Genomic DNA, 22,139 nt, shown 5'->3' with positions numbered 1-22,139 from the left:
AACCGATGTTTGCAGGCAGAAAATTTGCGGCCTTCCTGTTCGATATGGACGGCACGATTCTCAATTCGATCGCCGCGGCGGAAAGGGTCTGGGCAGCTTGGGCGCATCGGCAAGGTCTTGACGTCGCCGCATTCCTGCCGACCATCCACGGCGTGCGGGCGATCGAGACCATCGGCCGGCTGGCGCTGCCAGGCGTCGATCCTGCCCGCGAAGCCGATGCGCTTTTGCAGGCCGAGGCAGCCGACGTCGAGGGTATTCGCCCGATTGCCGGCGCCGCGGCGTTCCTCGCATCGCTGCCGCCTGGGAGTTGGGCGATCGCCACCTCCGCGCCGCGCGAACTTGCCTTGCTGCGCCTGCAGGCCGCCGGCATTCCGGCTCCCGCCGTGATCGTTGCGGCGGAGGACGTGGCCCGCGGCAAGCCGGCGCCCGACTGCTTCCGGCTGGCGGCCGAACGGCTCGGCGTCGATGTGCGCGACTGCCTCGTCTTCGAGGACGCGCCGGCCGGCATAGCGGCAGCCGAAGCCGCGGGCGCCGCAATCGTGGTGATCAGTGCCACGCACCGGCATTCTTTGCAGACGCCGCATGCCGCTATCCCCGGCTATGACGCGATCGGCATCGCCGTCGATGCCAGCGGCTGGATTGCCATCGAAGCGGAGCGGACGACGCAGCCTGTATAGTTTGGCGCCCCTGCCTGGGCTAAAAGTCGCTGGTCAGGCCCTTGACCTCCCAGTCGCCGTAGCGGCCAGGCTCCTTGCCGCCGCGCCCGCCGATCTCCCTCGGCAGCGTGGCTTCTGTCTCGCGATATTTTTGCCGCCGGGCCTCGGCCTCGGCCAAGGCACGCCGGGCTGCCGGCGTCAGCGCCTTTTGCGGCGCGTGGTGAGCCTGTGTTTGGTTGGATTCGTCGATCATGCGATCTTCCGGCAGATTGAAACAGGCCCCGATTGAAACGAGAACCGCTGTTTCCCATCATATAGCGATGGGTCCACAAGGGATCGACCCCTTTGTTGGGCAGAACGGAGCAGACAATGAACACCCTTCGCACCGCCATGCTTTTGGCCGCAATGACGGCCCTGTTCATGGGCGTCGGCTATCTGGTCGGCGGATCCGGCGGCATGATGATCGCCTTGCTGATCGCTGCCGGCACCAATCTGTTCAGCTATTGGAACGCCGACAAGATGGTGCTGGCGATGCACCGAGCGATCGAGGTCGACGAAAGCAACGCGCCTGAATATTACGCCATCGTGCAGGGCCTCGCCCGACGCGCCGGTCTGCCGATGCCGAGGACCTATCTCATCGACAATCCGCAGCCCAATGCCTTCGCCACCGGCCGCAATCCGCAAAATGCCGCTGTCGCCGCCAGCACTGGCCTGCTCGAGCGGCTATCGCATGAAGAAGTCGCGGCGGTGATGGCGCACGAGCTCGCCCATGTGCAGCACCGCGATACGCTGACCATGACGATCGTCGCGACCTTCGCCGGCGCAATTTCGATGCTCGGCAATTTCGCCTTTTTCTTCGGCGGTAACCGCGACAACAACAATTCCTTCGGCATCGTCGGCGTGCTGGTGGCAATGATCGTCGCGCCTTTGGCCGCCATGATCGTGCAGATGGCGGTGAGCCGCACTCGCGAATACGAGGCCGACCGGCGCGGTGCCGAAATCTGTGGACACCCGCTGTGGCTCGCCTCGGCGCTTGACAAGATCGCCCGTGGCGCCGAACGCATCCGCAACCCGGATGCCGAGCGCAATCCGGCAACCGCCCATCTCTTCATCATCAATCCTCTTTCCGGCGAGCGCATGGACAATTTGTTCTCCACCCACCCGAGCACCGAAAACCGCATCGCCGCTCTGCAGCGGATGGCGCAACAGATGGCCGGCGCACCCGAAGCGGCCGCGACGCCAAGCCCGGCGCCGGACGGGATCGGGCAGCAGCCGTCGGGTCCGTGCGAAAGGGCCGCCCGGCCCGAAAGGCCGGCCGAGCCGGCCAGGCCGAAACCCAATCCCTGGGGACGCAATCCGACCGGGCCTAAAGGTCCGTGGTCGTGACGAGCGCGACAGACAAAAAAGGCGGGATCTCGCTGGCGGAAATACGCGATCTTTGTGCAAGGCACTGGAACCCTATCGGCATACCGATGGCGAACATGGAAACATCAAGTGAACTGGAATTTCGTCCGCTTCCTGAAAACGAATATGACACCTATCTCCACCACATCGTCCGACTTGTCGGGGATGGTGCATCTCCAAAGCAAGTCGCGGACTATGTTGACAAGGTTGAGAAAGACTACATTCAGGTGACCTCACCCCTAGGAAGCAAAGAAGATTTTGTCAGCGCCATATTTAAACTAGTCAACCGATCGCCGGCACAATGAGGCCAACTCACAGTGAGGCTTCAGAAGCTCGCGGTCTCGCCGCGCGCAAGGCAGCCGCGCGGCTGCTTGCCGCCGTCATCGACGCGAGAACGCCGCTCGACGGGCTGACCGACCATGAAAACGGCCATCCGCAATACAAGGCGCTCGACCTGCGCGACCGCGCCCTGGTGCGCGCCATTCTGGTCACCGCGCTGCGCTACCGCATGACCATATCAGGCCTGTTGGCCCGCCGCCTGGAAAAGCCGCTGCCGCCCAACGCCACGGCGCTTTCGCACATCTTGCATGTGGCGGCGGCGCAGATCCTGTTCCTCGATGTTCCCGACAGCGCCGCCGTCGACCTCGCCGTGACGCATGCCAAGTCCGATCCGCGCACGGCGCGCTTTTCCGGCCTCGTCAACGGCGTACTGCGTACGTTGGCGCGGGCCAAGCAGGATGAGCTCGCGGCGGCGGTTGCGGCCACCGACGAGGCGCCAAAATGGTTTTCCGACCGTTTGAAAACGGTCTACGGCCTCGACAAGACCAGGCAGATACTGCTCGCCCAGCGCCACGAGGCGCCGGTCGATTTCACCGTCAAGTCGGACCCGGCGCTGTGGGCCGAACGGCTCGGTGGCTTAGTCTTGCCGACCGGCACAGTGCGCGTGGAAAAGCTCAGCGCTTCCGTGACCGAACTGCCAGGTTTCGCGGAAGGCGCCTGGTGGGTTCAGGACGCGGCGGCCAGCCTGCCGGCCCGGCTGTTCGGCGACATCAATGGTTTGCGAATCGCCGACCTCTGTGCCGCGCCGGGCGGCAAGACCGCCCAGTTGATCCTCGCCGGCGCCCACGTCACCGCGCTCGACATATCCAAAACGCGGCTGGCACGGCTGACGCAGAACCTCGAACGGCTCGGCCTGGCCGCGGAGATAGTGCAGGCCGATCTGCTCAAATACGAGCCGAAGGACCGCTTCGACGCCGTCCTCCTCGACGCACCTTGCTCTTCGACCGGCACGGTACGGCGGCATCCCGACGTCCCCTGGACGAAGACGGCGGCCGACGTCGAAAAACTGGCCGACCTGCAACGCCGGCTGCTTGTCCGGGCCGTCACCCTGGTCAAGCCTGGCGGTCGCATCGTCTTTTCCAACTGCTCGCTCGATCCGCTCGAAGGCGAAGAGCTTTATCGCGACTTTCTCGCCGGCAATGCGGAAATCATCGACGACCCGCTTCGGCCGGGTGAGATCGCCGGCATCGACCCGTTCCTGACGCCGCAAGGCACGTTGCGCACCACGCCTGCCGACCTGGAGCTTGGCTCCCCTGCCCGTTCCGGGCTGGACGGCTTCTTCGCCGCCCGCATGCGCAGAGCCGGCTAAGGGCAGAACTCGAAGCGCGTCCGGCCTTTTGGAGCGAGGAGGCACGGAAAACAGGCTGAACGGCCACGCTGCCGCGGAATTCGCCTTCGCACAAGTTCTTGAATCATATAAACTTGTGCCTGGGTGAGGACGATCAGGAGAGATTTTGGCAATCGCTGCCGGTAACACGACGCGTCTGTGGACGCTTGTCGCGAGGGAGTTCTGGCGCAAGGCGCGCCGGCGCTTGCGTGCCGGACCACTCTATCGCTGGCGCTACTCAGGCCGCACGCCGGAGCGCGTCCTGATCGCCCCGCCGGACCTGCGCCTCGCCGATCCTCAGATCGCGCTCGAGATCTATTACGGCCGCTATCCGCTTTCGGGGCATCTGGTCGAGACCGGCGGCAAATCGCCCTTCCAGATCGACGTGCCCAATCCCGGCTGGCAAAAGACGCTGCATGGCTTTCGCTGGCTGCGCCACATGCGTGCCGCGGGTACCGAGCTCGCCGCCGCCAACGCGCGGGCGTTGGTTTCCGACTGGATTGCAATCCATGGCAGCCATATTTCCGGCGTCGCCTGGGAGCCCGGCACGACGGCCAAGCGCGTCATTGCCTGGCTGCAGCATTCCTCGATCGTGTTGCAGGGCGCCGAATTTCCGTTCTACCGCGCCTTCCTGAAATCGCTTGCCGTCCAGATCCGCTATCTGCGCGCCATGGCGCGCGAGATGCCGGACGGCAAGGACAGGCTGCGCGCGCGCATTGCGCTGGCCTTTGCCGCTTTGTCGCTGCCGGCGCCGGCCTCGGCGCTGCGCGGTGCCACCCGCAGTCTCGGCGACGAGATCGACCGCCAGATCCTGCCTGACGGCGGCCATATCTCGCGCAATCCGATGGCCGTGCTTGAAATCCTCGCCGACCTTCTGCCGTTGCGCCAGACATACGCCAATCAGGCCGAGACACCGCCGGCCGCCCTGATCGGCGCCATCGACCGGATGTTGCCGGCGCTGCGCTTCTTTCGCCATCAGGATGGCAGCCTTGCCCGCTTCAACGGCATGGGCGCCACCATCCACGACCGTATCGCCAGCATCCTGCATCACGACGACACCGCCGGCGCACCATTGCTGCACGCGCCGCATTCGGGTTATGAGCGCCTGTCGATGGGGGGTGTCACCGTGATCGCCGATACCGGGCCGCCGCCGCCCGTCGACGTGTCCAATGCCGCTCACGCCGGGTGCCTCGCCTTCGAATTGTCGTCGGGCCGCCAGCACTATGTCGTCAACGCCGGCATAGACACCTATGGCGCCGCCGAGTTCCGGCCGCTTGCCCGCGCCACCGCCGCCCACTCGACCGCCACCATCAACGACACGTCGTCGGCGCGCTTCAACCACTCCCTGCGCGTCAACGACCTGCTCGGCACGCCTTTGATCGGCGGGCCGCAGCATGTGCCTTGCAAGCGCACCGACCAGAAGGGCAGCCAGGGCTTCATCGCCCGCCATGACGGCTATGTCGCGCGCTTCGGCTTCCTGCATGAGCGCGAGCTGAAATTATCGACCGAAGGCAATGTGCTTGCCGGCAGGGACCGCTTCCTGCGGCCGGGCGGCGCCTCTATCCGCAACAATGGCCGTGATTTCGTCACGGTGCGTTTCCATGTCCATCCCGACATAAACCTGCTCCAGGATGAGCATGACCGTCTGGTGCTGGCCGCCGACCATGCCGACACCTGGGTGTTTACCTCCACCGAAGTGGTACCCGAGGTCGAGGAATCGATCTATTTCGCCGGGCTCGGCGGCCCGCGCCGCAGCCGGCAGATCGTGCTTGCGTTCAAAGCCTCGGAGATTTCCGAGGTCCACTGGCAATTGACGCGGACTACTCTCGGTGGTCATCCGGAAAAAGCTGAAGCCAGTGGCAACGGCAAACACTGATCAAGCCTTGCTGCTTGATTTCCGGGCCTCATGTGCTACGGCCCGCGGACGCTCTCCAACCAGAACTGGAAAGGCCGCCAGCCCATGGCCGTCGCCGCCAAGAACATTCCCGCGCCCGACCTTGTTCCGATCCGTCGCGCGCTGCTCTCCGTCTTCGACAAGACCGGCCTGATCGACTTCGCCAAGGCGCTGGCTTCGGCCGGCGTCGAGCTGGTTTCGACCGGCGGCACCGCAAAGGCGATCGCCGAGGCCGGCATGGCCGTGCGCGACGTATCCGAGCTCACCGGCTTTCCCGAGATCATGGACGGCCGCGTCAAGACGCTGCACCCGTCGGTGCATGGCGCACTGCTCGGCGTGCGCGACGATCCCGAGCACGTCGCTGCGATGCGCGACCACGGCATCGAGCCTATTGACCTCGTCGTCTCCAATCTCTATCCATTCGAAGAGGTGCGCCGCTCCGGCGCCGACTACGCGGCGATCGTCGAGAACATCGATATTGGCGGCCCGGCGATGATCCGTGCCTCGGCCAAGAACCACGCCTATGTCGGTACCGTCACCGACCCTGACGACTATGCCTCGGTGCTCAACGCGCTGGAGATGAATTTCGGCTCGCTGTCGCTGGATTTCCGCAAGAAGCTGGCGGCCAAGGCCTTTGCCCGTACTGCCACCTACGATGCGGCGATCTCGGGATGGTTCGCCGAGGCGCTCGAGATCGAGCATCCGACATGGCGCGCCTTCGGCGGCAAGCTGCAATCGGTGATGCGCTATGGCGAAAACCCGCATCAGGGCGCCGGCTTCTATGTCAATGGCGACAGGCGGCCGGGCGTCGCTACGGCGCGCCAGCTTCAGGGCAAGCAGCTTTCCTACAACAACATCAACGACACCGACGCCGCCTTCGAGCTGGTCGGCGAATTCGATCCGACCCGCTCCGCCGCAATTGCCATCATCAAGCACGCCAACCCGTGCGGCGTCGCCGAAGCCGCTTCGCTGCACGCGGCCTATGCCAAGGCGCTGGCCTGCGATCCGGTCTCTGCCTTCGGCGGCATCGTCGCCATGAACCGCATCCTCGACGCCGGAACCGCCGAAGAGATCGTCAAGACCTTTACCGAAGTGATCATCGCACCGGAGGCGTCCGAGGAAGCAGTCCGCATCATTGCCGCCAAGAAGAATCTACGCCTGCTGGTTACCGGCGGCCTGCCCGACCCGCGCGCGGCGGGCCTTGGCTTGAAATCGGTTGCCGGCGGCTTGTTGGTCCAGGGCCGCGACAATGCGGTGGTCGATGACCTCGACCTGAAAGTGGTGACCAGCCGCGCTCCGACGCCGGCCGAATTGGCCGATCTGAAATTCGCCTTCCGCGTGGCAAAGCACGTCAAGTCGAACGCCATAGTCTATGCCAGGGATAGCGCTACAGTCGGCATCGGCGCCGGCCAGATGAGCCGGGTCGATTCCTCGCGCATCGCCGCGCGCAAGGCGCTCGACGCGGCCGAGGCTGCCGGTCTGACGGAGCCTTTGACCAAGGGCTCTGTCGTCGCCTCGGATGCCTTTTTCCCGTTCGCGGATGGGCTTTTGTCGGCAATCGAAGCCGGCGCCACCGCCGTCATCCAGCCCGGCGGCTCGATGCGCGACGACGATGTCATCGCCGCCGCCGATGCTCACGGCATCGCCATGGTGTTTACCGGCGTGAGGCATTTCAGGCATTGAACTCCCTCCCTTCCCTCTGTGGGAGAAGGGACGAGCAGATCACTCCGCCGGCCGATCCGCCGGATAGGGCGTGCCGATCAGGATCCCCATGCCCGCTCCGAGGAACAGCACGATCGCCGCCATGCCGAGCCGCGCCGAGCCGCTGGCCAGGGTGATCGTGGCCACCATGAAAGGTGCGGCAAAACTGGTTGCTCGGCCGGCCAGCGCATAGATGCCGAAATAGCGCCCCGATTCGGCAGCGGAGACGCTGCGCGCCATGTAGGAGCGCGACGATGCCTGCACCGGCCCGAAAGCAAGCCCGATCAGCAGGCCGTAGAAAATGTAGGCTTTTTCCGCCGCCGTACCGAACAATCCGCCGCCGTCCAGTCCAGGCATCACCCAGGCGCCGAACAGCGTATAGCCCGGGCCGGTCGAGACGATGCCGAGCGTGGCGATGCTCAGCATGACCAGCGAAATCATCACTATGGACTTGGAACCCAGGGCCGCGTCGAGGCGTGCGGCAACCAGGCATCCGACTATGGCGACGACGTTGAGAATGATGCCGAACAGGCCGATCTCGGTAATCGACCAATGGAACATTGCCGCCGCAAACGTTCCGCCCAGCGCCAGCAGCGCGTTGACGCCGTCCTGATAGATCATGCGGGCGACGAGAAAGCGAAAAATGCCGCTGCGCTTGCGCACTTCGGCCAGCGTCGACTTCAGTTCCGACAGTCCCTCGCGCACCGCCGGCCCGATTGGAATGCCTTTGATTGCATCCGGCGTGAAGAAGAACATCGGCAGGATGAACAGGAAATACCAGGCCGCCGACAACGGTCCGGTGGCGCGCGCGTCCTCGCCGAGCCTGGGGTCGAGGCCGAAGATCGGGTCCAGCCCAACAACGGTCTTGCCGGTTTCAGGCGAGCCGGCCATGACGGTAACGACGAAGATCAGTGCGATCATGCCGCCGAGATAGCCGAGCCCCCAGGCCATGTTCGAGATCCTCCCGATGTCGCTCTTCGGCACCAGGCGGGGCATCATCGAATCATTGAACACGGTCGAGAATTCCGCCGCGACCGACGCCAGCGAGAACAACGCGACGACCAGAAAAAGATTAGAGCCGGGCGCGGCGAACCACAGCAGGGTGAGGCAGGTGATCTTGACCGCGGCGAAGAAGGCTATCCACGGCTTTCGCGGTCCTGTCTGGTCGGCGATCGAACCGAGGACCGGCGACAAAACAGCGATGACGAGGCCGGCGGCGGCAATGCCGTAGCCCCAGGCCGCTTGCCCGGTCTCGGGATTGCTGGCCATGCGCGAAACGAAATACGGACCGAAGATGAAGGTAGTGACGACCGTGAAAAACGGCTGTGCCGCCCAGTCGAACAGCATCCATCCCCAGATGCCGCGTCCCGACGCCCGCTGCACTGCCATCTCAGCCATGTCCCCTCCGCTGGAGCTTGCTCAATGCCGATCGAATCGGAATGACGCTCCGTCTTGTTGTTGAGCACGATCTTGTCCAAAAGCCGATCGTTAGGTTCGGCATCATGCTCCGGCGCTCCCCAAAGCAGCGCGCCGTTCGCTCTATTGCGCAGTTCTTCCCGGCAATCCCGCGCGATATGGAAGACGTCTCACAGCCCCGTCAGATCGCTCATCAGGCCGGACGCCACCGACAGCCGCGACACGGTGATGTCGCCGCCCTCGGTCAGCGCCTGCAGCCGCTCGCGGATGCGTCCGACCCGTTCGCCGCCGGCCTCCAGCCATGCCGCCACCGGATCCGCCGCCTCGGCATGGCTGGTGAGTGCCGCCACGGCGATGCCGCGCCTGGCCGCGCCGATCGTGTCGGTGGCACGGGAAAGCGCCAGTTGATCGTAATAATCCGAGGGCGTGATCGAGCGCGCCGCATCTTCGACGCGCGGGATGCGAAAGACATCGCTGACCGCGAAAAATGCCTTGGCGGCAGCGACGATGCCGGCATTCGCCGTCCGCGCCGTCAGGGCAATGTCGGGGATGAGTTCCGCCACATCGGTCAACGCCAGTTGTTCGGCAAGGCTCCCCGGCGCGCCGCCCTTCGACAGATTGTGCCGCCGCTCCTCGATCCGCTCGCGCGAGAAGGCCGGCAGCAGCGAAACCAGCTTCGGCTCCAGCGCCTTGCGCGCCTCCTGCAACTCGGCGATCCGCTGCCCGAGCGGCGCGGTGCCGGCATCGTTCTTCAGGTACCAGCCGCTCGTCACATAGATCAGCCGGCTGACCGCCTGATAAAGGTCGAGCTGGATCTGCCCGTCGATCTGGTTGTCGAGCGCGTCGATCTGCCGGTAGAGCGCCGGCAGCGCAAAGCCGTCCCGCACCACGGCGAAGGTGCGCACGACATCAGCGGCACTGCGGCCGGTTGTTTCCTGCAGCCTGTTGACGAAGGACGGACCGCCGCGATTGACCAGATCATTGGCGACGACACGGGCGATGATCTCGCGGCGCAGTCGATGGCCGTGGATTTCTCCCGCATATCTCTTCGCCATGCGCTCGGGGAAATAGCCCATGAGATCACGGTCGAAATGCGGATCGTCGGGCACGTCGCTGGCGACGATATCGGAAAACAGCACGATCTTGGCATAGGCAAGCAGCACGCCGAGCTCGGCCCGGGTCAGCGGCTCGCCGCGCGTCTCGCGCTCGACAAGGGCCGCCGGCGACGGCAGCGCCTCGACGGCACGGTCGAGCAGTCCGCGCGCCTCCAGCGCCGCCATGAAGCGGCTCTGATGGGCGATGTCGGCGAGGCCGCGCTTGCGGGCAAGCGACAGCGCCAGCGTCTGCTGGTAATTGTTGGACAGCACCAGGGCGCCGACCTCGTCGGTCATCTCGGCCAGCAATTTGTTGCGCGCCGGCCGGGTCAACGATCCCTTGCGCATCGCGGAAGCCAGCGCGATCTTGATGTTGACCTCGACGTCGGAACAGTTCACGCCGCCAGAATTGTCGATCGCATCCGAGTTGCAGCGTCCGCCATTCAATCCGAATTCGATGCGCGCCCGCTGCGTGACGCCGAGATTGGCACCCTCACCGATCACCTTGGCGCGCAGGTCGAGCGCGGTGATGCGGATCGCGTCATTGGCACGGTCGCCGACGTCCTGGTTGGTCTCGCCCGATGCCCTGACATAGGTGCCGATGCCGCCGAACCACAAAAGATCTGCCGGCGCCTTGAGGATGGCACTCATGATCTCGACCGGCGTGGCCGTTGTCTTGCCGAGGCCGATCGCTGCAGCCGCGGCGGCCGGCAAGGTGATCGACTTCTGGCTGCGCGAGACGATGATGCCACCTTCGGACAGCTTCGTCTTGTCGTAATCCTGCCAGCTTGAGCGGGCGAGAGCGAACATACGCCGGCGCTCGGCCATCGAAGCCGCCATGTCGGGATCGGGATCGATGAAGATGTCGCGATGATCGAAGGCGGCGATCAGCCGGGTCTGCTCCGACAGCAGCATGCCGTTGCCGAACACGTCGCCCGACATGTCGCCAACGCCGACGACGGTGAACTGAGTGGTTTGGATGTCGCGGTTCATCTCGCGAAAATGCCGCTTGACCGCTTCCCAGGCGCCCTTGGCGGTGATGCCCATCTTCTTGTGGTCGTAACCGGCCGAACCGCCGCTGGCGAAAGCGTCGTCGAGCCAGAAGCCGTGCTTTTCACTGATGGCGTTGGCGATGTCCGAGAAGGTCGCCGTGCCCTTGTCGGCGGCAACGACGAAATAGGGATCGTCCTGGTCGCGCCGCACCACGCCCGCCGGCGGGATGACGCCGTCCAGGCCGATATTGTCGGTGATCGACAACAGGCTGGAAACGTAATTCTTGTAGGCGGCTGTGCCGGCCTCGAAAATGGCGTCGCGCCCGGCGCTCATCGGCAGCTTTTTCGGGTAGAAACCGCCCTTGGCGCCAACCGGCACGATCACCGCATTCTTGACCTGCTGTGCCTTGACCAGGCCGAGTACTTCGGTGCGATAGTCCTGGGCACGGTCCGACCAGCGCAGGCCGCCGCGCGCGACCGGGCCGAAGCGCAGATGCACACCCTCGACCTCGGAGCCATAGACAAAGATCTCCCGCCATGGCCGCGGCGCCGGCAGCCCGTCCACCGATTGCGAATCGAGCTTGATCGCCAGCGATTGGCCTTTCTCTTTCGTATCGGCAACGAAATGGTTGGTGCGCAGCGAGGCCTCGATCAGGTTCAGATAACGGCGGATGATGGTGTCGTCATCGATGTTGGGAACGTCTTCCAGCGCATCCGTGATCTTGGCCTTCAATTGTTTGGCCTGGACGACACCTTCCGTTTCCGCCGTCGGGCCGAGGCGGGCGACGAACAGCGCATGCAGGCCGCGGGCGATCTCGGGATAGCGATTGAGCGCGGCGGCGATGAAATCCTGGCTCTGCGGGATACCGGCCTGCTGCAGATAGCGGCCATAGGCGCGCAGGACGGTGATCTCGCCCGACCACAGGCCGGCGGTCTGGGCAAGGCCGTTATAGCCGTCATTGTCGACATCGCCGCGCCAGACGGAAAGGAACGCATCCTCGAACAGCGCGCCGCCATTGCCGAGGTCGATCGGCCTGCCGTAGCTGTTCTCGAGTTCCATGTCGTGGATGAAGACCATGCCGGATTGATTGTCGCCGACCTCGAAAGTGCGCTCGCTGATGACGCGGAAACCGATGTTTTCCAACACCGGCACACGCCGCGACAGCGCCACCGGGCTGCCGTGGTGATAGATCTTCAGTGCCGCCTGATGCGGCTTCTGGACGGCGTGACGGTAATAGTCGATGGCGATCGGATTTGACGCATCGAGCTTGGCGATGCGTCCGGCGTCGGCCAGCGCCACGGCCGGCGGAAAACTGTCGCGATAGCTTTCCGAAAAACGCGAGGCGATGGCCGTGAGTCTCGCATCGGCGCCGGTCTCTGTCGCGGTCTCGCGCAGTGCATCGTCCCAGGTCCGTACGATGTCGCGGATCGCCGCCTCGATCGTCGCCTGCTCGACCTTCGGCGTCTTGCCGCCGGAGCGGCCGATGATGAAATGGACACGCGCCAGCCCGCCTTCCGGGAACGCCGGATAATAGGCCGACAGCCGGCCTTCGAAGACGGTCTTCAGATACGTGCCGATCTTCTCGCGCACGACGCTGTCGTAACGGTCGCGCGGCACGAAGACGAGCACGGAGACGAAGCGGTCGAACTGGTCGACACGCACCAATGCCCTGACGCGCGGCCGCTCGATCAAGCCCAGGATGGCTTCGGCATGCTTGCGCAGGATCGGCACCGGAACCTGGAACAGCTCGTCGCGCGGATAGCTCTCCAGCACGTTGATCAATGCCTTGCCGGAATGGTCGCTTGGATTGAAGCCGGATTTGGCGATGACGGTTTCCGCCTTCGAGCGCAGATAGGGGATTTTCATCACCGAGCGCGTATAGGCAGTCGACGTGAACAGGCCGACGATGCGGAGCTCGCCCGAAAGCACGCCTTTGCCGGTGTAGGTCTTGACGCCGATGTAGTCGAGGTAGATGCGGCGGTGCACCGATGACTTGGCGTTGGCCTTGGTGACAATCAGCGGTTCCGGCCCATGCAGGAAGGCGCGGATTTCCGGCGTCGTGCTTACCGCTTCGGTGCCGCGCCTGAGCACCAGCACGTCGGGATCGGAAAGGATGCCCAAGCCGGGCTTTTCGGCGCGCTCGAGCATGCCGCTCGTCTCGCCGCCGGTGTAGTTGAATTCGCGCATGCCGAGAAAGGTGAAATTGTCGTCGCGCAGCCATTCGAGGAAGGCGATCGCCTCGGTGACATGGGCCTTGTCGAGCGGCACTGGCGAGTAGCGGAATTCCGAGATCGCCTGGTCGAGGCGGGCGAGCATCGGCTTCCAGTCGGTGACGGCGGCGCGCACTTGGCCGAGCAGCTTGGTCAGGCGCGCGGCCAGACCTTCAGCCTGCTCGGCCGAAAGGCGGCCGATATGGACGTGGATGACGCTCAGCCGGTCATGGCTGTGGTCGCCCTTGGCATAACCCCCGTCGCCGAGGATTTCCTCGACGCCGTTTTTGCCGTGCCTGACGACTATGACCGGGTGGGTAACCAGCAGCGGCTCGCCCGCGCTCTCGGTGATTTCGCCGAGGACGGAATCAAACAGGAACGGCATGTTGTCGTTGACGACGGTGATCACCGTCATCGGCCGGCCCTGGCGGACGACACCGGAATCGACGTCTATGGCAACGACGCAGTCGTCCTTCTTGTGCCTGGCCACTGCGCGGCCAGCGAGTTCGGCAGCGCGTTCGAGATCGATGACGTCGTAGGCGGCGACATCTTCGGCCGGAGCTCGGGCCAGCAGGTAGTCGGCAAGCCTGCCGGGCTTTTCGCCACCCGCGGCTTCACCCCTCGTCAGGCCGGCTTTTTTCAACCGGCTCGCTGACTTTACACTGGCCATGAGTCCCTCCCGTCGCATGTTTTTGCGGCTATGCTAACAGATGACGGGTATTTGGCGACAAAGGTTTGACGGCTTGCGACGAAATGTCGGAATTCACCGGCAGCCTGGCGAAAAACGAGGAGAAATCCGCCATGACGGACAAAATCACCGCGCTTGACCTGGCACCGGCGGAGCTGAGCGACGCGACCAAGGCCTATTTCGCCAAATGCCGGGAGAAACTCGGCCTCGTTCCCAATGTGCTACTCGTCTATGCCTTCGACGAGAAGAAGCTGCGCGCTTTCACCGACATGTACAATGATTTGATGCTGGGTGAATCCGGCCTGTCGAAACTCGAGCGCGAGATGATCGCGGTCGCCGTCTCTTCGGTCAACCATTGCTACTATTGCCTGGCCGCGCATGGCGCGGCGGTGCGCCAGCTTTCCGGCGACCCCGCCTTCGGCGAGATGATGGTGATGAATTTTCGCGCCGCCAAGCTGTCGGACAGGCAACGCGCCATGCTCGAATTCGCGGTGAAGCTGACCGAGCAGCCGGCAAAGATCGTCGAAGCGGACCGGGCGGCGCTGCGGCAAGTCGGCTTTTCCGACCGCGACATATGGGATGTCGCCTCGACCGCGGCATTCTTCAACATGTCGAACCGGTTGGCATCGGCAATCGATATGCGGCCGAACGATGAATACCACGCGATGGCTCGATAGGGCGCCGCCGTTGCGGGCCAACCGCACATTATATTAGCTACTTCGCATTCTCGTTGCTTGTTTGCCGGTTTGGTCAGATGATCGGCATGCGGCATGACCGCATGCCGGTTCGATGCCGCCGATCAGAGGAGGAGAACATGGCGAAATTTCTCTACGTCTATCATGGCTCGGGCAAGATGCCGACCGAGGAGGCCGAACGGAAGGCAGCGATGGATGCCTGGAACGGCTGGTATGGCAAGCTTGGCTCAGCGGTGGTCGACGGTGGCAATCCAGTCGGCATGTCGAAGACCGTACTGCCTGGCGGCAAGGTCGAGAACAACGGCGGCAGCAATCCGACCGCTGGTTACACCATCATCGAAGCAAAAGACATCGACGATGCCGTCGGCAAGGCCAAGGATTGTCCTATCTTGACCGACCCAGCCTTTAGTATCGAGATCGCGCCGATCATCGAAATGGGTTGACGCGCCGGCTCAAGATCGCGCCGCGATCGCCGCCGCAGCGCCGGCCATGGTGCCGGCGCTGATGCGGTTGGCGATCTTCATCGCCCGCTTGCTTCTCAAGAGCTTGCGCGCCTGCGATGCGGCGAGCACCCAGGTCAAATCGATGGCGACCAGGACCACTGCCATGGTCGCCGTCAGCTCGACCCAGCCGACCATGCTGACCGAACCGAGGTCGATGATGGTCGGCAGCAGCGCCAGATAGAACATCATGATCTTGGGGTTGCCGAGCGTCACAGCCATGCCGGCAAAGAACAGCTTGGCAGGAGAATCTTCGCGCGGCAGCGAACCTTCCTTCGCCTCGACCGGTGCCGTCCACATCTTCCAGGCAAGCCAGCCGAGATAGCTGACGCCGACCCACTTCACGACGACAAATGCATAATGGAACGTCTGCGCCACCACAGCGAGGCCAAACACCGCCAGAGACAGCCAGATCGCTTCGCCGATCCACATCGCAAGCAGGAACGGAAACACGTCGCGGAAGCCCTTTGCGATGACCCGCGCCACAAGAGCGGCGATCGACGGGCCGGGCGAGCCGGCGGCAACAAGCAGGGCGCCGGCAAAAATCAGCAGCGACGTGAAATGCATGACGGGGTCTCGTTTGAAGTGTTTGGGGTGTTCAACATAACCCAACTGTTCCGGCGACGGTAGCGTCTACCGAAAGAAGGCTTGTCCGCCAGGCACCTCACGGCTAGAGATGTCGTTCCGAAATCCTTTCCGAGCTTCACTTTGCCTACGTAACCGCCGGTCTCGTCAACTCCCCCAACACAGAGCAGGGCGTCCCAGTCGCGGTGCCTGTTTCACATGATCTGTTCTTCAGGGTGGCGGTTCGAGACCGGTTTGGCACTGCTGAACCGCTGTCGCGCATAACCACCCGCGACACCTGATTTCCAACTGCCGCAGTCTCTCGCCACGCCGTGCCCGCAAGGGGTTCTCGATATCGCCGATCTGACGAACTTCCCGACGGGAAGGGCTTTTCGGCATGCCTTCGATACTGCGCATTCGCTGGGCGATCGCGCCCAAAACCGCACCTCGACCTCACCTCAACTGCAATCGCTGCGGCGGCATGAAAGCCTATCGCTGCAGCGGCAAATTCCGCGTCAATGCCAATGGCAAGCGCATTGACGCCTGGTTGATCTACCGCTGCATCGACTGCGACAATTCCTGGAATTTCTGCATTCTGGAGCGCTGCAGCCGCCGGGATATCGAACCGGCAATATTGCAGGCGCTCGAAAGCAACGATCCGGTCCTGGCGCGGCGCCATGCCTTCGATGTTGCCGCATTGCGAAGCAGTATCGGGCGCGTTGAGGAGTTCCCCGAAGCCGCCGTTCAAAAGGAGGTGCTCGGGGATAGACCGGAAAATACCAGCGCGCTCGAACTCCAGCTCTGGCTCGAAATGCCGACAGCGCTGCGGCTCGACCGGTTACTCGCCAGCGAACTCGGTGTCTCGCGATCGCGGCTTCAGGTTTGGGAAGAGAAACGATTGCTGGTGGTTGGTCCGGACGGAGCCAAAGCCTTGCGCAGGCCGGCGCGGACGGGAACGGCGATCCGCATCCACCTGTCTGGCGAACCAGACCGGGACGATATCATTTCGGCTGCCGGCGGATGAGGCGACGGGAAGGGCATCCGCAATCGGAGACAGTTGCGGCCAGGGGTCAATCGCCCTCTTTGGAGGCCGAGCCGATCAAACCCTTGGCCGCATCGGGATCGCTGTCGGCGACTTGCACATGAATCCAAGCCGAGCCTGCCCGTGTCGAGAAGATAATTCGCGAGAGCACAAATTCCATACGCGTCGAGCATCGACACGCAAACTTCGGCCTCGGGTCGATTGTCTATATGACAGCCGTGACCAGTTTACCGCTCACTGCGCGGTATTGCCCTTTATGCCGCGCCGACCACTTTCGCCGACTTCTCAAAACGCTTGCGCTCGTTCGGGTCGAGATAGAGCTTGCGCAGGCGGATGGTCTTCGGCGTCACTTCGACCAGCTCGTCGTCCTGGATCCAGGCCAGCGCGCGTTCCAGCGTCATGCGGATCGGCGGCGTCAGCTTCACCGCCTCGTCCTTGCCGGCGGCGCGGATGTTGGTCAGCTTCTTGCCCTTGAGCACGTTGACCTCAAGGTCGTTGTCCCTGGAATGGATGCCGATGATCATGCCCTGATAGACCTTGACGCCGGGATCGATGACCATCGGGCCGCGGTCCTCCAGGTTCCACATGGCATAGGCCACCGATTCACCCTGTTCGTTGGAGATCAGCACGCCGTTGGTGCGGCCCGGCAGCTCACCCTTATAAGGCTCATAGGCATGGAACAGCCGGTTCATCACGGCGGTGCCGCGCGTGTCGGTCAACAGTTCCGACTGGTAGCCGATCAGGCCGCGCGTCGGCGCGTGGAAGACGATGCGCTGGCGATTGCCGCCCGAAGGGCGCAACTCGACCATCTCGGCCTTGCGCTCCGACATCTTCTGCACGACGACGCCGGCATGCTCCTCGTCGACGTCGATGACGACTTCCTCGACCGGCTCCAGCAATTCGCCGTTATCGCCCTTCTGCATGACGACGCGCGGCCGCGACACGGCGATCTCAAAACCTTCGCGGCGCATCGTCTCGATCAGCACGGCCAGCTGCAATTCGCCGCGGCCGGAAACGAAGAACGAATCCTTGTCAGGTGATTCCTCGATCTTCAGCGCGACATTGCCTTCGGCCTCGCGCAGCAGGCGGTCGCGGATGACGCGGCTGGTCACCTTGTCGCCTTCGGTACCGGCCAGCGGCGAATCGTTGACGAGGAAAGACATCGTCACCGTCGGCGGATCGATCGGCTGCGCATGCAGCGGCTCGGTCACCGACAGGTCGCAGAAGGTGTCGGCGACAGTACCTTTCGACAGGCCGGCGATGGCGACGATGTCGCCCGCCTGCGCTTCCTCGATGGGCTGGCGCTCGAGCCCGCGGAAGGCGAGGATCTTCGAAATGCGGCCGGTTTCGACCTGGGTGCCGTCATGGTGCAGCACCTTGACCGCCTGGTTGGATTTCAGCGTGCCGGATTCGATACGGCCGGTGATGATGCGGCCGAGGAACGGATTGGCTTCCAGGATGGTGCCGATCATGCGGAACGGGCCGGGATGAACGGTCGGCGCCGGCACGTGCTTGATGACGAGGTCGAACAGCGGCGCCAGAGCCTGGTCCTTCGGGCCTTCGGGGTTTTCCGAGACCCAGCCGTCGCGGCCTGAACCGTAAAGGATAGGAAAGTCGAGCTGCTCGTCGGTGGCATCAAGTGCTGCAAAAAGGTCGAACACCTCGTTGACCACTTCGACATGGCGGGCATCCGGCCGGTCGATCTTGTTGATGACGACGATCGGCTTCAGTCCAACCTTGAGCGCCTTGCCCACGACGAATTTGGTCTGCGGCATCGGGCCCTCGGCGGCGTCGACCAGCACGATGGCCGAATCCACCATCGACAGGATGCGCTCGACCTCGCCGCCGAAATCGGCGTGGCCGGGCGTGTCGACGATGTTGATGCGGGTATCCTTCCAGTCGACCGAGGTCGCCTTGGCCAGGATGGTGATGCCGCGTTCCTTTTCAAGATCGTTTGAATCCATGGCGCGCTCGGCGACGCGCTGGTTGTCGCGGAACGAGCCGGACTGTTTCAGGAGCTGGTCGACGAGGGTGGTTTTTCCATGGTCGACGTGCGCGATGATCGCGATATTGCGGATTTTCATGTTTCGGTCTCGGGAGCGTTGCAGGCAGCAGGCCAAAAGGCGCTGCCTCTTTCGGTTGGGCGGCTCATACAGGGTTTTTCGCATTTGCGAAAGAGGAGGCGAGCCACCAAATAAAGTCACCAAATCTTAAATGTCTTGGTGTGAAGTGGAATTATTAACCAAGGCGGAACCTTTCGTGGTCCGGACAGTTCGAATTTCATGATCGAGACAGGCATCAAACTCCGGCCGATTTTGGCATGTACCGCGCTCGCCGTCCTCCTCGCGGCAAGCGCGGCGCAATCGGCCGCGCCGTCCAAGGAGACGCGGTCTGCTCTGCCGTCCGACAAGCGCTCGGCAGAGCAGCTTTTTGCCGATGCTCCGGACGGAGTCGACCCGGTGGTGACCGGACCGGTCAGCACCGCCTTCAAACAAAGGCAAAAAAACGCCGGATGCGACAGCGCCGTCTGGCCCAATATTCCCGTCGTCTGCTATCCCGATTGATGCACATCCACCTTCGGGGTGGTCCTAAAGGCAATCTCACGCCGACCGCACCGGATCGAGCGTGACCTTGTAGAGTTCGCTGTCGTCGCGATCCATCAGCCGCACCGTCAACTGCTCGGTGGCTCCATCGATGTCGACGAGCCCGAAGAACTGCAGGCCGGCCGACGGCGGCAGGTTCTGACCCTGTTCGGCGGTCGGTGCCTTGATGAACCTCAGCTCCGGGCCGAAAGTCATGTCGAAAGCATTCGGTCCGAACGTGCCGGCGTGGATCGGACCCGAAACGAATTCCCAGAACGGATTGAAGTCCTGGAACTGCGCCTTGTCCGGATTGTAATAATGCGCGGCTGTGTAATGCACGTCTGCGGTTAGCCAGACGGTATTGCTGATCCCCGCGTTCTTTATATAGCGAAGGAGGTCGGCAATTTCCAGCTCGCGCCCCTTGGCCGCGCCATTGTCGCCATTGCTGATTGCCTCGGCCCCGACCTTCATGGTGCCGTCGTTCCAGACGACGAGGCCGAGCGGCATGTCGGCGGCGATGATTTTCCAGGTTGCATTGGAATTCGCCAGCTCGCGCTTCAGCCATTTCGTCTGTTGTTCGCCGAGGATGCGTGATTGCGGCGTCATCGTCTCCTGCATATTCGGACCGTTGGGGCCGCGATAGGAACGCATGTCGAGGAAGAACACATCGAGCAGCGGCCCATAGGCGATTTTGCGGTAGACACGGCCGGGCTCAGACGGCTCGTAGCGGATCGTCGTCATTTCGTGAAAGGCGCGCGCCGCGCGTGCCGTCAGTACATGGATGGATTTTTCGGTGTAGCGGTCGTCGGCGCTCAGATCCTTCGAATCCGACCAGTTGTTCACCACCTCGTGGTCGTCCCACTGGTAGAACGTCGGGCAGATGGCGTTCAGCGCCAGCACGTTCCTGTCCATCAAATTGTATTTCCACTGACCCCGGTATTCATCCAGCGTCTCGGCAACCTTGCGTTTTTCGTCGATCAGCACGGTGTTCTTCCACTTGCCGCCGCCGGGCAGGTCGACCTCGTCCTTCATCGCGCCGTCGGCATAGATCGTATCGCCCGAATGCAGGAAGAAGTCCGGCGTGTGCTTGGCGATCGTGGCGTAGGTCTTCATGCCGGTGTCGTCGATGCCCCAGCCCTGGCCGGCGGTGTCGCCCGACCAAGCGAAACGAATGTCGCGCTTCGAGGCAGGTGCCGTGCGGAAGCGGCCGACGATCGGCTCGGAAACGGCGTTGATATCGGAAAGATCGGCCGCGACCATGCGGTAGAAGATGTCCTGGTCGGAGGCGAGATCGGTAAGCAGCCGCTTCACCGTATAGTCGCTGGCCGGCGAGCTATCGAGCGGCGCCAGGCGGACGGCATTGGCGAAGCTCTCCGTCGACGACACTTCGAACATGACGCGCGACGGCCGGTCCGTGCGCGCCCAGACCATGCCGCTGGTCGCGTCGACGTCGCCGGATTGGATCCCGTGGGTAAAGGCCGGGCGCTGATTGGCGCGCGAGTAATAGGGAAGCGCGAGGCCCGACGCGCCGACCAGGCCAACGGCGCTGGCCGACGTGACGAAAGCGCGCCGCGTCATCGAAATCTTGTTCATGGCTGTCTCCTGGATGGCGTTGAACGTCGCCGCCAAGCTCCAGCTTCAATGTTTCAGGCACATTTCGAAACGATGAAGGTTTGATAACAGTGAACAGGCGGGCGATCTCCCCCTCAACGGGGGAGATTAGCACTCAACTGTCGCACCCTAAGCCGCCTGCGGTTCCGGCTCGAAGGCCGGGCGGCTGGTGTTGATCAGCAGTGAGATGCAGGCGGCGGCTATTGCCGTCATACCGGCGATCAGGAAGGCAAGCTCGTAATTGCCTTGCAGCTCGCGCATGGTGCCGCCGAAGAAGGCCGCTGTCGCGGCGCCAACCTGATGGCCGGCGACGATCCAACCGAAGACGATCGGTCCGCTGCGGTCGCCGAACGCCTCGTTGGAAAGCCTCAGCGTCGGCGGCACCGTGGCGATCCAGTCCAGTCCGTAAAACACGGCGAAGATGATCAGGCTGGTTGCCGAAAAGCCGGAATAGGGCAGATAGATCAACGACAGGCCGCGGATGCCGTAATAGACGCCGAGCAGCTTGCGCGGATCGAAACGGTCGGTGAGCCAGCCCGATAGCGTCGTGCCGATCAGGTCGAAAATGCCCATCATCGACAGCAGGCCGGCGGCTTGCACTTCGCCTATGCCCATGTCGCCGCAAAAGGCGATCAGGTGCGTGCCGACCAGCCCGTTGGTGGTGAAGCCGCAGACGAAGAAAGTAGCGAACAGATACCAGAACACGCGCGTGCCGGCGGCGCGGCGCAGCGTGCTCAGCGTATGCGAAAGGAAATTGCCTTGCGCGGCCGGCGGCGCCGGCGGCACGTCGTCGGCTTCGGCGCCATAGCGGACCATGCCGATCGAGGCCGGGCGCTCCGGCACCAGCATATAGACCAGCGGCACCAGGCAGGCGGTGGCCACGGCAATGGCGATGGCGACCGGCTTCCAGCCGCCTGACTGGGCGAGCGAGGCGAGCAGCGGCAGGAAGACCAGCAGCCCGGTGGCGCTGGACGCCGACATCAGTCCCATCACCAGGCCGCGATTGGTCTTGAACCAGCGGTTGACGATGGTTGCGCCGAGCACGGTGGCGACGGCGCCCGAGCTGACGCCGGAAAACACGCCCCAGGTGAGGAGCAGATGCCACGGCTTGGTCATCAACAGGCTGAGCGCGGTCGATCCCGACATCAAAAGCAGCGCGGCAAGCAAGGTGCGGCGCAGCCCGATCCGCTCCATCAGCGCCGCGGCAAACGGCCCGGTCAGGCCATAGAGGAAGATGCCAGTGGCAGCGGCCAGCGAGACGACGTCGCGCCGCCAGCCGAAACTGTTCTCCAGCGGCAGCATCATGACTGCCGGCGCCGAACGCAGGCCCGCTGCGATCAGCAGGCAAAGGAAGATGACGGCGACCACGACGAAAGCGTAGCGCTGGCCAAACGGGCGGGATTGAGCTATCATGTTACTGACC

The 22,139-nt window shown here is 63.6% G+C and carries 17 protein-coding genes; 10 read left to right on the top strand and 7 right to left on the bottom strand.

Annotation, left to right across the window (positions count from 1 at the left end; all coding sequences use genetic code 11):
- The first annotated feature begins 5 nt into the window (after nucleotides 1-5).
- Complete coding sequence (locus NKI79_RS19405) at nucleotides 6-677, top strand: HAD-IA family hydrolase (RefSeq protein ID WP_352803497.1); 672 nt, start codon at nucleotides 6-8, stop codon at nucleotides 675-677.
- 19 nt (nucleotides 678-696) lie between these two features.
- Here NKI79_RS19405 and NKI79_RS19400 read toward each other — a convergent pair whose 3' ends face one another.
- Complete coding sequence (locus NKI79_RS19400; RefSeq protein ID WP_352648896.1) at nucleotides 697-909, bottom strand: DUF1674 domain-containing protein; 213 nt, start codon at nucleotides 907-909, stop codon at nucleotides 697-699.
- 116 nt (nucleotides 910-1,025) lie between these two features.
- On the opposite strand from NKI79_RS19400, the gene htpX reads away from it, so the two are divergent.
- The 5 genes from htpX to purH all read left to right on the top strand — a co-directional run bounded on the left by htpX (nucleotide 1,026) and on the right by purH (nucleotide 7,303).
- Nucleotides 1,026-2,042, top strand: a complete 1,017-nt coding sequence (htpX, locus tag NKI79_RS19395) for a zinc metalloprotease HtpX (protein WP_352803494.1) — start codon at nucleotides 1,026-1,028, stop codon at nucleotides 2,040-2,042.
- Entirely contained in the window at nucleotides 2,039-2,365 is a 327-nt protein-coding gene (locus NKI79_RS19390) for a hypothetical protein (RefSeq protein ID WP_352504869.1), read from the top strand. The genes htpX and NKI79_RS19390 overlap by 4 nt, the downstream gene beginning before the upstream one ends.
- A complete protein-coding gene (locus NKI79_RS19385; protein ID WP_352803491.1) occupies nucleotides 2,362-3,708 on the top strand; it encodes an RsmB/NOP family class I SAM-dependent RNA methyltransferase in 1,347 nt (448 codons plus the stop codon). The genes NKI79_RS19390 and NKI79_RS19385 overlap by 4 nt, the downstream gene beginning before the upstream one ends.
- A gap of 145 nt (nucleotides 3,709-3,853) precedes the next feature.
- On the top strand, nucleotides 3,854-5,602 hold the full coding sequence (locus NKI79_RS19380; protein ID WP_352803489.1) for a heparinase II/III family protein: 1,749 nt from the start codon (nucleotides 3,854-3,856) through the stop codon (nucleotides 5,600-5,602).
- An 84-nt stretch (nucleotides 5,603-5,686) separates the two neighbouring features.
- Nucleotides 5,687-7,303, top strand: a complete 1,617-nt coding sequence (gene purH, locus NKI79_RS19375) for a bifunctional phosphoribosylaminoimidazolecarboxamide formyltransferase/IMP cyclohydrolase (RefSeq protein WP_352803487.1) — start codon at nucleotides 5,687-5,689, stop codon at nucleotides 7,301-7,303.
- Between the two features lie 39 nt (nucleotides 7,304-7,342).
- Here the strand turns inward: purH and NKI79_RS19370 are convergent, their stop codons facing one another.
- Both NKI79_RS19370 and NKI79_RS19365 read right to left on the bottom strand, forming a co-directional pair.
- Nucleotides 7,343-8,719 carry an MFS transporter gene (locus NKI79_RS19370; protein ID WP_352803485.1) on the bottom strand — a complete coding sequence of 459 codons (1,377 nt, stop codon included), beginning with the start codon at nucleotides 8,717-8,719 and terminating at the stop codon, nucleotides 7,343-7,345.
- A gap of 188 nt (nucleotides 8,720-8,907) precedes the next feature.
- The gene (locus tag NKI79_RS19365; RefSeq protein WP_352803482.1) at nucleotides 8,908-13,704 is read right to left on the bottom strand and encodes an NAD-glutamate dehydrogenase; all 4,797 of its coding nucleotides are present in this window, start codon (nucleotides 13,702-13,704) and stop codon (nucleotides 8,908-8,910) included.
- Between the two features lie 131 nt (nucleotides 13,705-13,835).
- Between NKI79_RS19365 and NKI79_RS19360 the strand changes: the two genes are divergently transcribed.
- Both NKI79_RS19360 and NKI79_RS19355 read left to right on the top strand, forming a co-directional pair.
- Complete coding sequence (locus tag NKI79_RS19360; protein WP_352803481.1) at nucleotides 13,836-14,399, top strand: peroxidase-related enzyme; 564 nt, start codon at nucleotides 13,836-13,838, stop codon at nucleotides 14,397-14,399.
- A gap of 137 nt (nucleotides 14,400-14,536) precedes the next feature.
- Entirely contained in the window at nucleotides 14,537-14,860 is a 324-nt protein-coding gene (locus NKI79_RS19355; RefSeq protein ID WP_352479555.1) for a YciI family protein, read from the top strand.
- 9 nt (nucleotides 14,861-14,869) lie between these two features.
- Here NKI79_RS19355 and NKI79_RS19350 read toward each other — a convergent pair whose 3' ends face one another.
- The gene (locus NKI79_RS19350; RefSeq protein ID WP_352479554.1) at nucleotides 14,870-15,484 is read right to left on the bottom strand and encodes a LysE family translocator; all 615 of its coding nucleotides are present in this window, start codon (nucleotides 15,482-15,484) and stop codon (nucleotides 14,870-14,872) included.
- Nucleotides 15,485-15,878: 394 nt separating this feature from the next.
- On the opposite strand from NKI79_RS19350, the gene NKI79_RS19345 reads away from it, so the two are divergent.
- Nucleotides 15,879-16,505: a DUF1062 domain-containing protein gene (locus tag NKI79_RS19345; protein ID WP_352803479.1), complete on the top strand. Its 627-nt coding sequence runs from the start codon at nucleotides 15,879-15,881 to the stop codon at nucleotides 16,503-16,505.
- 272 nt (nucleotides 16,506-16,777) lie between these two features.
- Here NKI79_RS19345 and typA read toward each other — a convergent pair whose 3' ends face one another.
- Nucleotides 16,778-18,607 carry a translational GTPase TypA gene (gene typA / locus NKI79_RS19340; protein WP_254817743.1) on the bottom strand — a complete coding sequence of 610 codons (1,830 nt, stop codon included), beginning with the start codon at nucleotides 18,605-18,607 and terminating at the stop codon, nucleotides 16,778-16,780.
- 198 nt (nucleotides 18,608-18,805) lie between these two features.
- Here typA and NKI79_RS19335 point away from each other — a divergent pair, with 198 nt between their 5' ends.
- The gene (locus NKI79_RS19335) at nucleotides 18,806-19,087 is read left to right on the top strand and encodes a hypothetical protein (RefSeq protein WP_352803478.1); all 282 of its coding nucleotides are present in this window, start codon (nucleotides 18,806-18,808) and stop codon (nucleotides 19,085-19,087) included.
- A gap of 36 nt (nucleotides 19,088-19,123) precedes the next feature.
- Here the strand turns inward: NKI79_RS19335 and NKI79_RS19330 are convergent, their stop codons facing one another.
- Nucleotides 19,124-20,698 (bottom strand): alkaline phosphatase D family protein, encoded by a 1,575-nt coding sequence (locus tag NKI79_RS19330; RefSeq protein ID WP_352803476.1) that lies wholly within the window; start codon nucleotides 20,696-20,698, stop codon nucleotides 19,124-19,126.
- Nucleotides 20,699-20,845: 147 nt separating this feature from the next.
- Nucleotides 20,846-22,129 carry an MFS transporter gene (locus NKI79_RS19325; protein ID WP_352803474.1) on the bottom strand — a complete coding sequence of 428 codons (1,284 nt, stop codon included), beginning with the start codon at nucleotides 22,127-22,129 and terminating at the stop codon, nucleotides 20,846-20,848.
- Nucleotides 22,130-22,139: the final 10 nt, after the last annotated feature.

Source organism: Mesorhizobium sp. M0340, assembly GCF_040321535.1.
Taxonomy (GTDB): Bacteria; Pseudomonadota; Alphaproteobacteria; order Rhizobiales; family Rhizobiaceae; genus Mesorhizobium.
The sequence above is the reverse complement of the archived record's forward strand: the minus strand, read 5'-3'. Positions and strand labels throughout refer to the sequence as shown.

Bases quoted from the DNA above. Each gene is read 5' to 3' on its own strand.
- NKI79_RS19350 (WP_352479554.1), bottom strand. From the start codon at position 15,484: ATGCATTTCACGTCGCTGCTGATTTTTGCCGGCGCCCTGCTTGTTGCC.
- typA (WP_254817743.1), bottom strand. From the start codon at position 18,607: ATGAAAATCCGCAATATCGCGATCATCGCGCACGTCGACCATGGAAAA.
- NKI79_RS19400 (WP_352648896.1), bottom strand. From the start codon at position 909: ATGATCGACGAATCCAACCAAACACAGGCTCACCACGCGCCGCAAAAG.
- NKI79_RS19335 (WP_352803478.1), top strand. From the start codon at position 18,806: ATGATCGAGACAGGCATCAAACTCCGGCCGATTTTGGCATGTACCGCG.
- NKI79_RS19345 (WP_352803479.1), top strand. From the start codon at position 15,879: ATGCCTTCGATACTGCGCATTCGCTGGGCGATCGCGCCCAAAACCGCA.
- NKI79_RS19365 (WP_352803482.1), bottom strand. From the start codon at position 13,704: ATGGCCAGTGTAAAGTCAGCGAGCCGGTTGAAAAAAGCCGGCCTGACG.
- NKI79_RS19355 (WP_352479555.1), top strand. From the start codon at position 14,537: ATGGCGAAATTTCTCTACGTCTATCATGGCTCGGGCAAGATGCCGACC.
- NKI79_RS19325 (WP_352803474.1), bottom strand. From the start codon at position 22,129: ATGATAGCTCAATCCCGCCCGTTTGGCCAGCGCTACGCTTTCGTCGTG.
- NKI79_RS19330 (WP_352803476.1), bottom strand. From the start codon at position 20,698: ATGAACAAGATTTCGATGACGCGGCGCGCTTTCGTCACGTCGGCCAGC.
- NKI79_RS19370 (WP_352803485.1), bottom strand. From the start codon at position 8,719: ATGGCTGAGATGGCAGTGCAGCGGGCGTCGGGACGCGGCATCTGGGGA.
- NKI79_RS19360 (WP_352803481.1), top strand. From the start codon at position 13,836: ATGACGGACAAAATCACCGCGCTTGACCTGGCACCGGCGGAGCTGAGC.
- purH (WP_352803487.1), top strand. From the start codon at position 5,687: ATGGCCGTCGCCGCCAAGAACATTCCCGCGCCCGACCTTGTTCCGATC.
- htpX (WP_352803494.1), top strand. From the start codon at position 1,026: ATGAACACCCTTCGCACCGCCATGCTTTTGGCCGCAATGACGGCCCTG.
- NKI79_RS19405 (WP_352803497.1), top strand. From the start codon at position 6: ATGTTTGCAGGCAGAAAATTTGCGGCCTTCCTGTTCGATATGGACGGC.
- NKI79_RS19385 (WP_352803491.1), top strand. From the start codon at position 2,362: ATGAGGCCAACTCACAGTGAGGCTTCAGAAGCTCGCGGTCTCGCCGCG.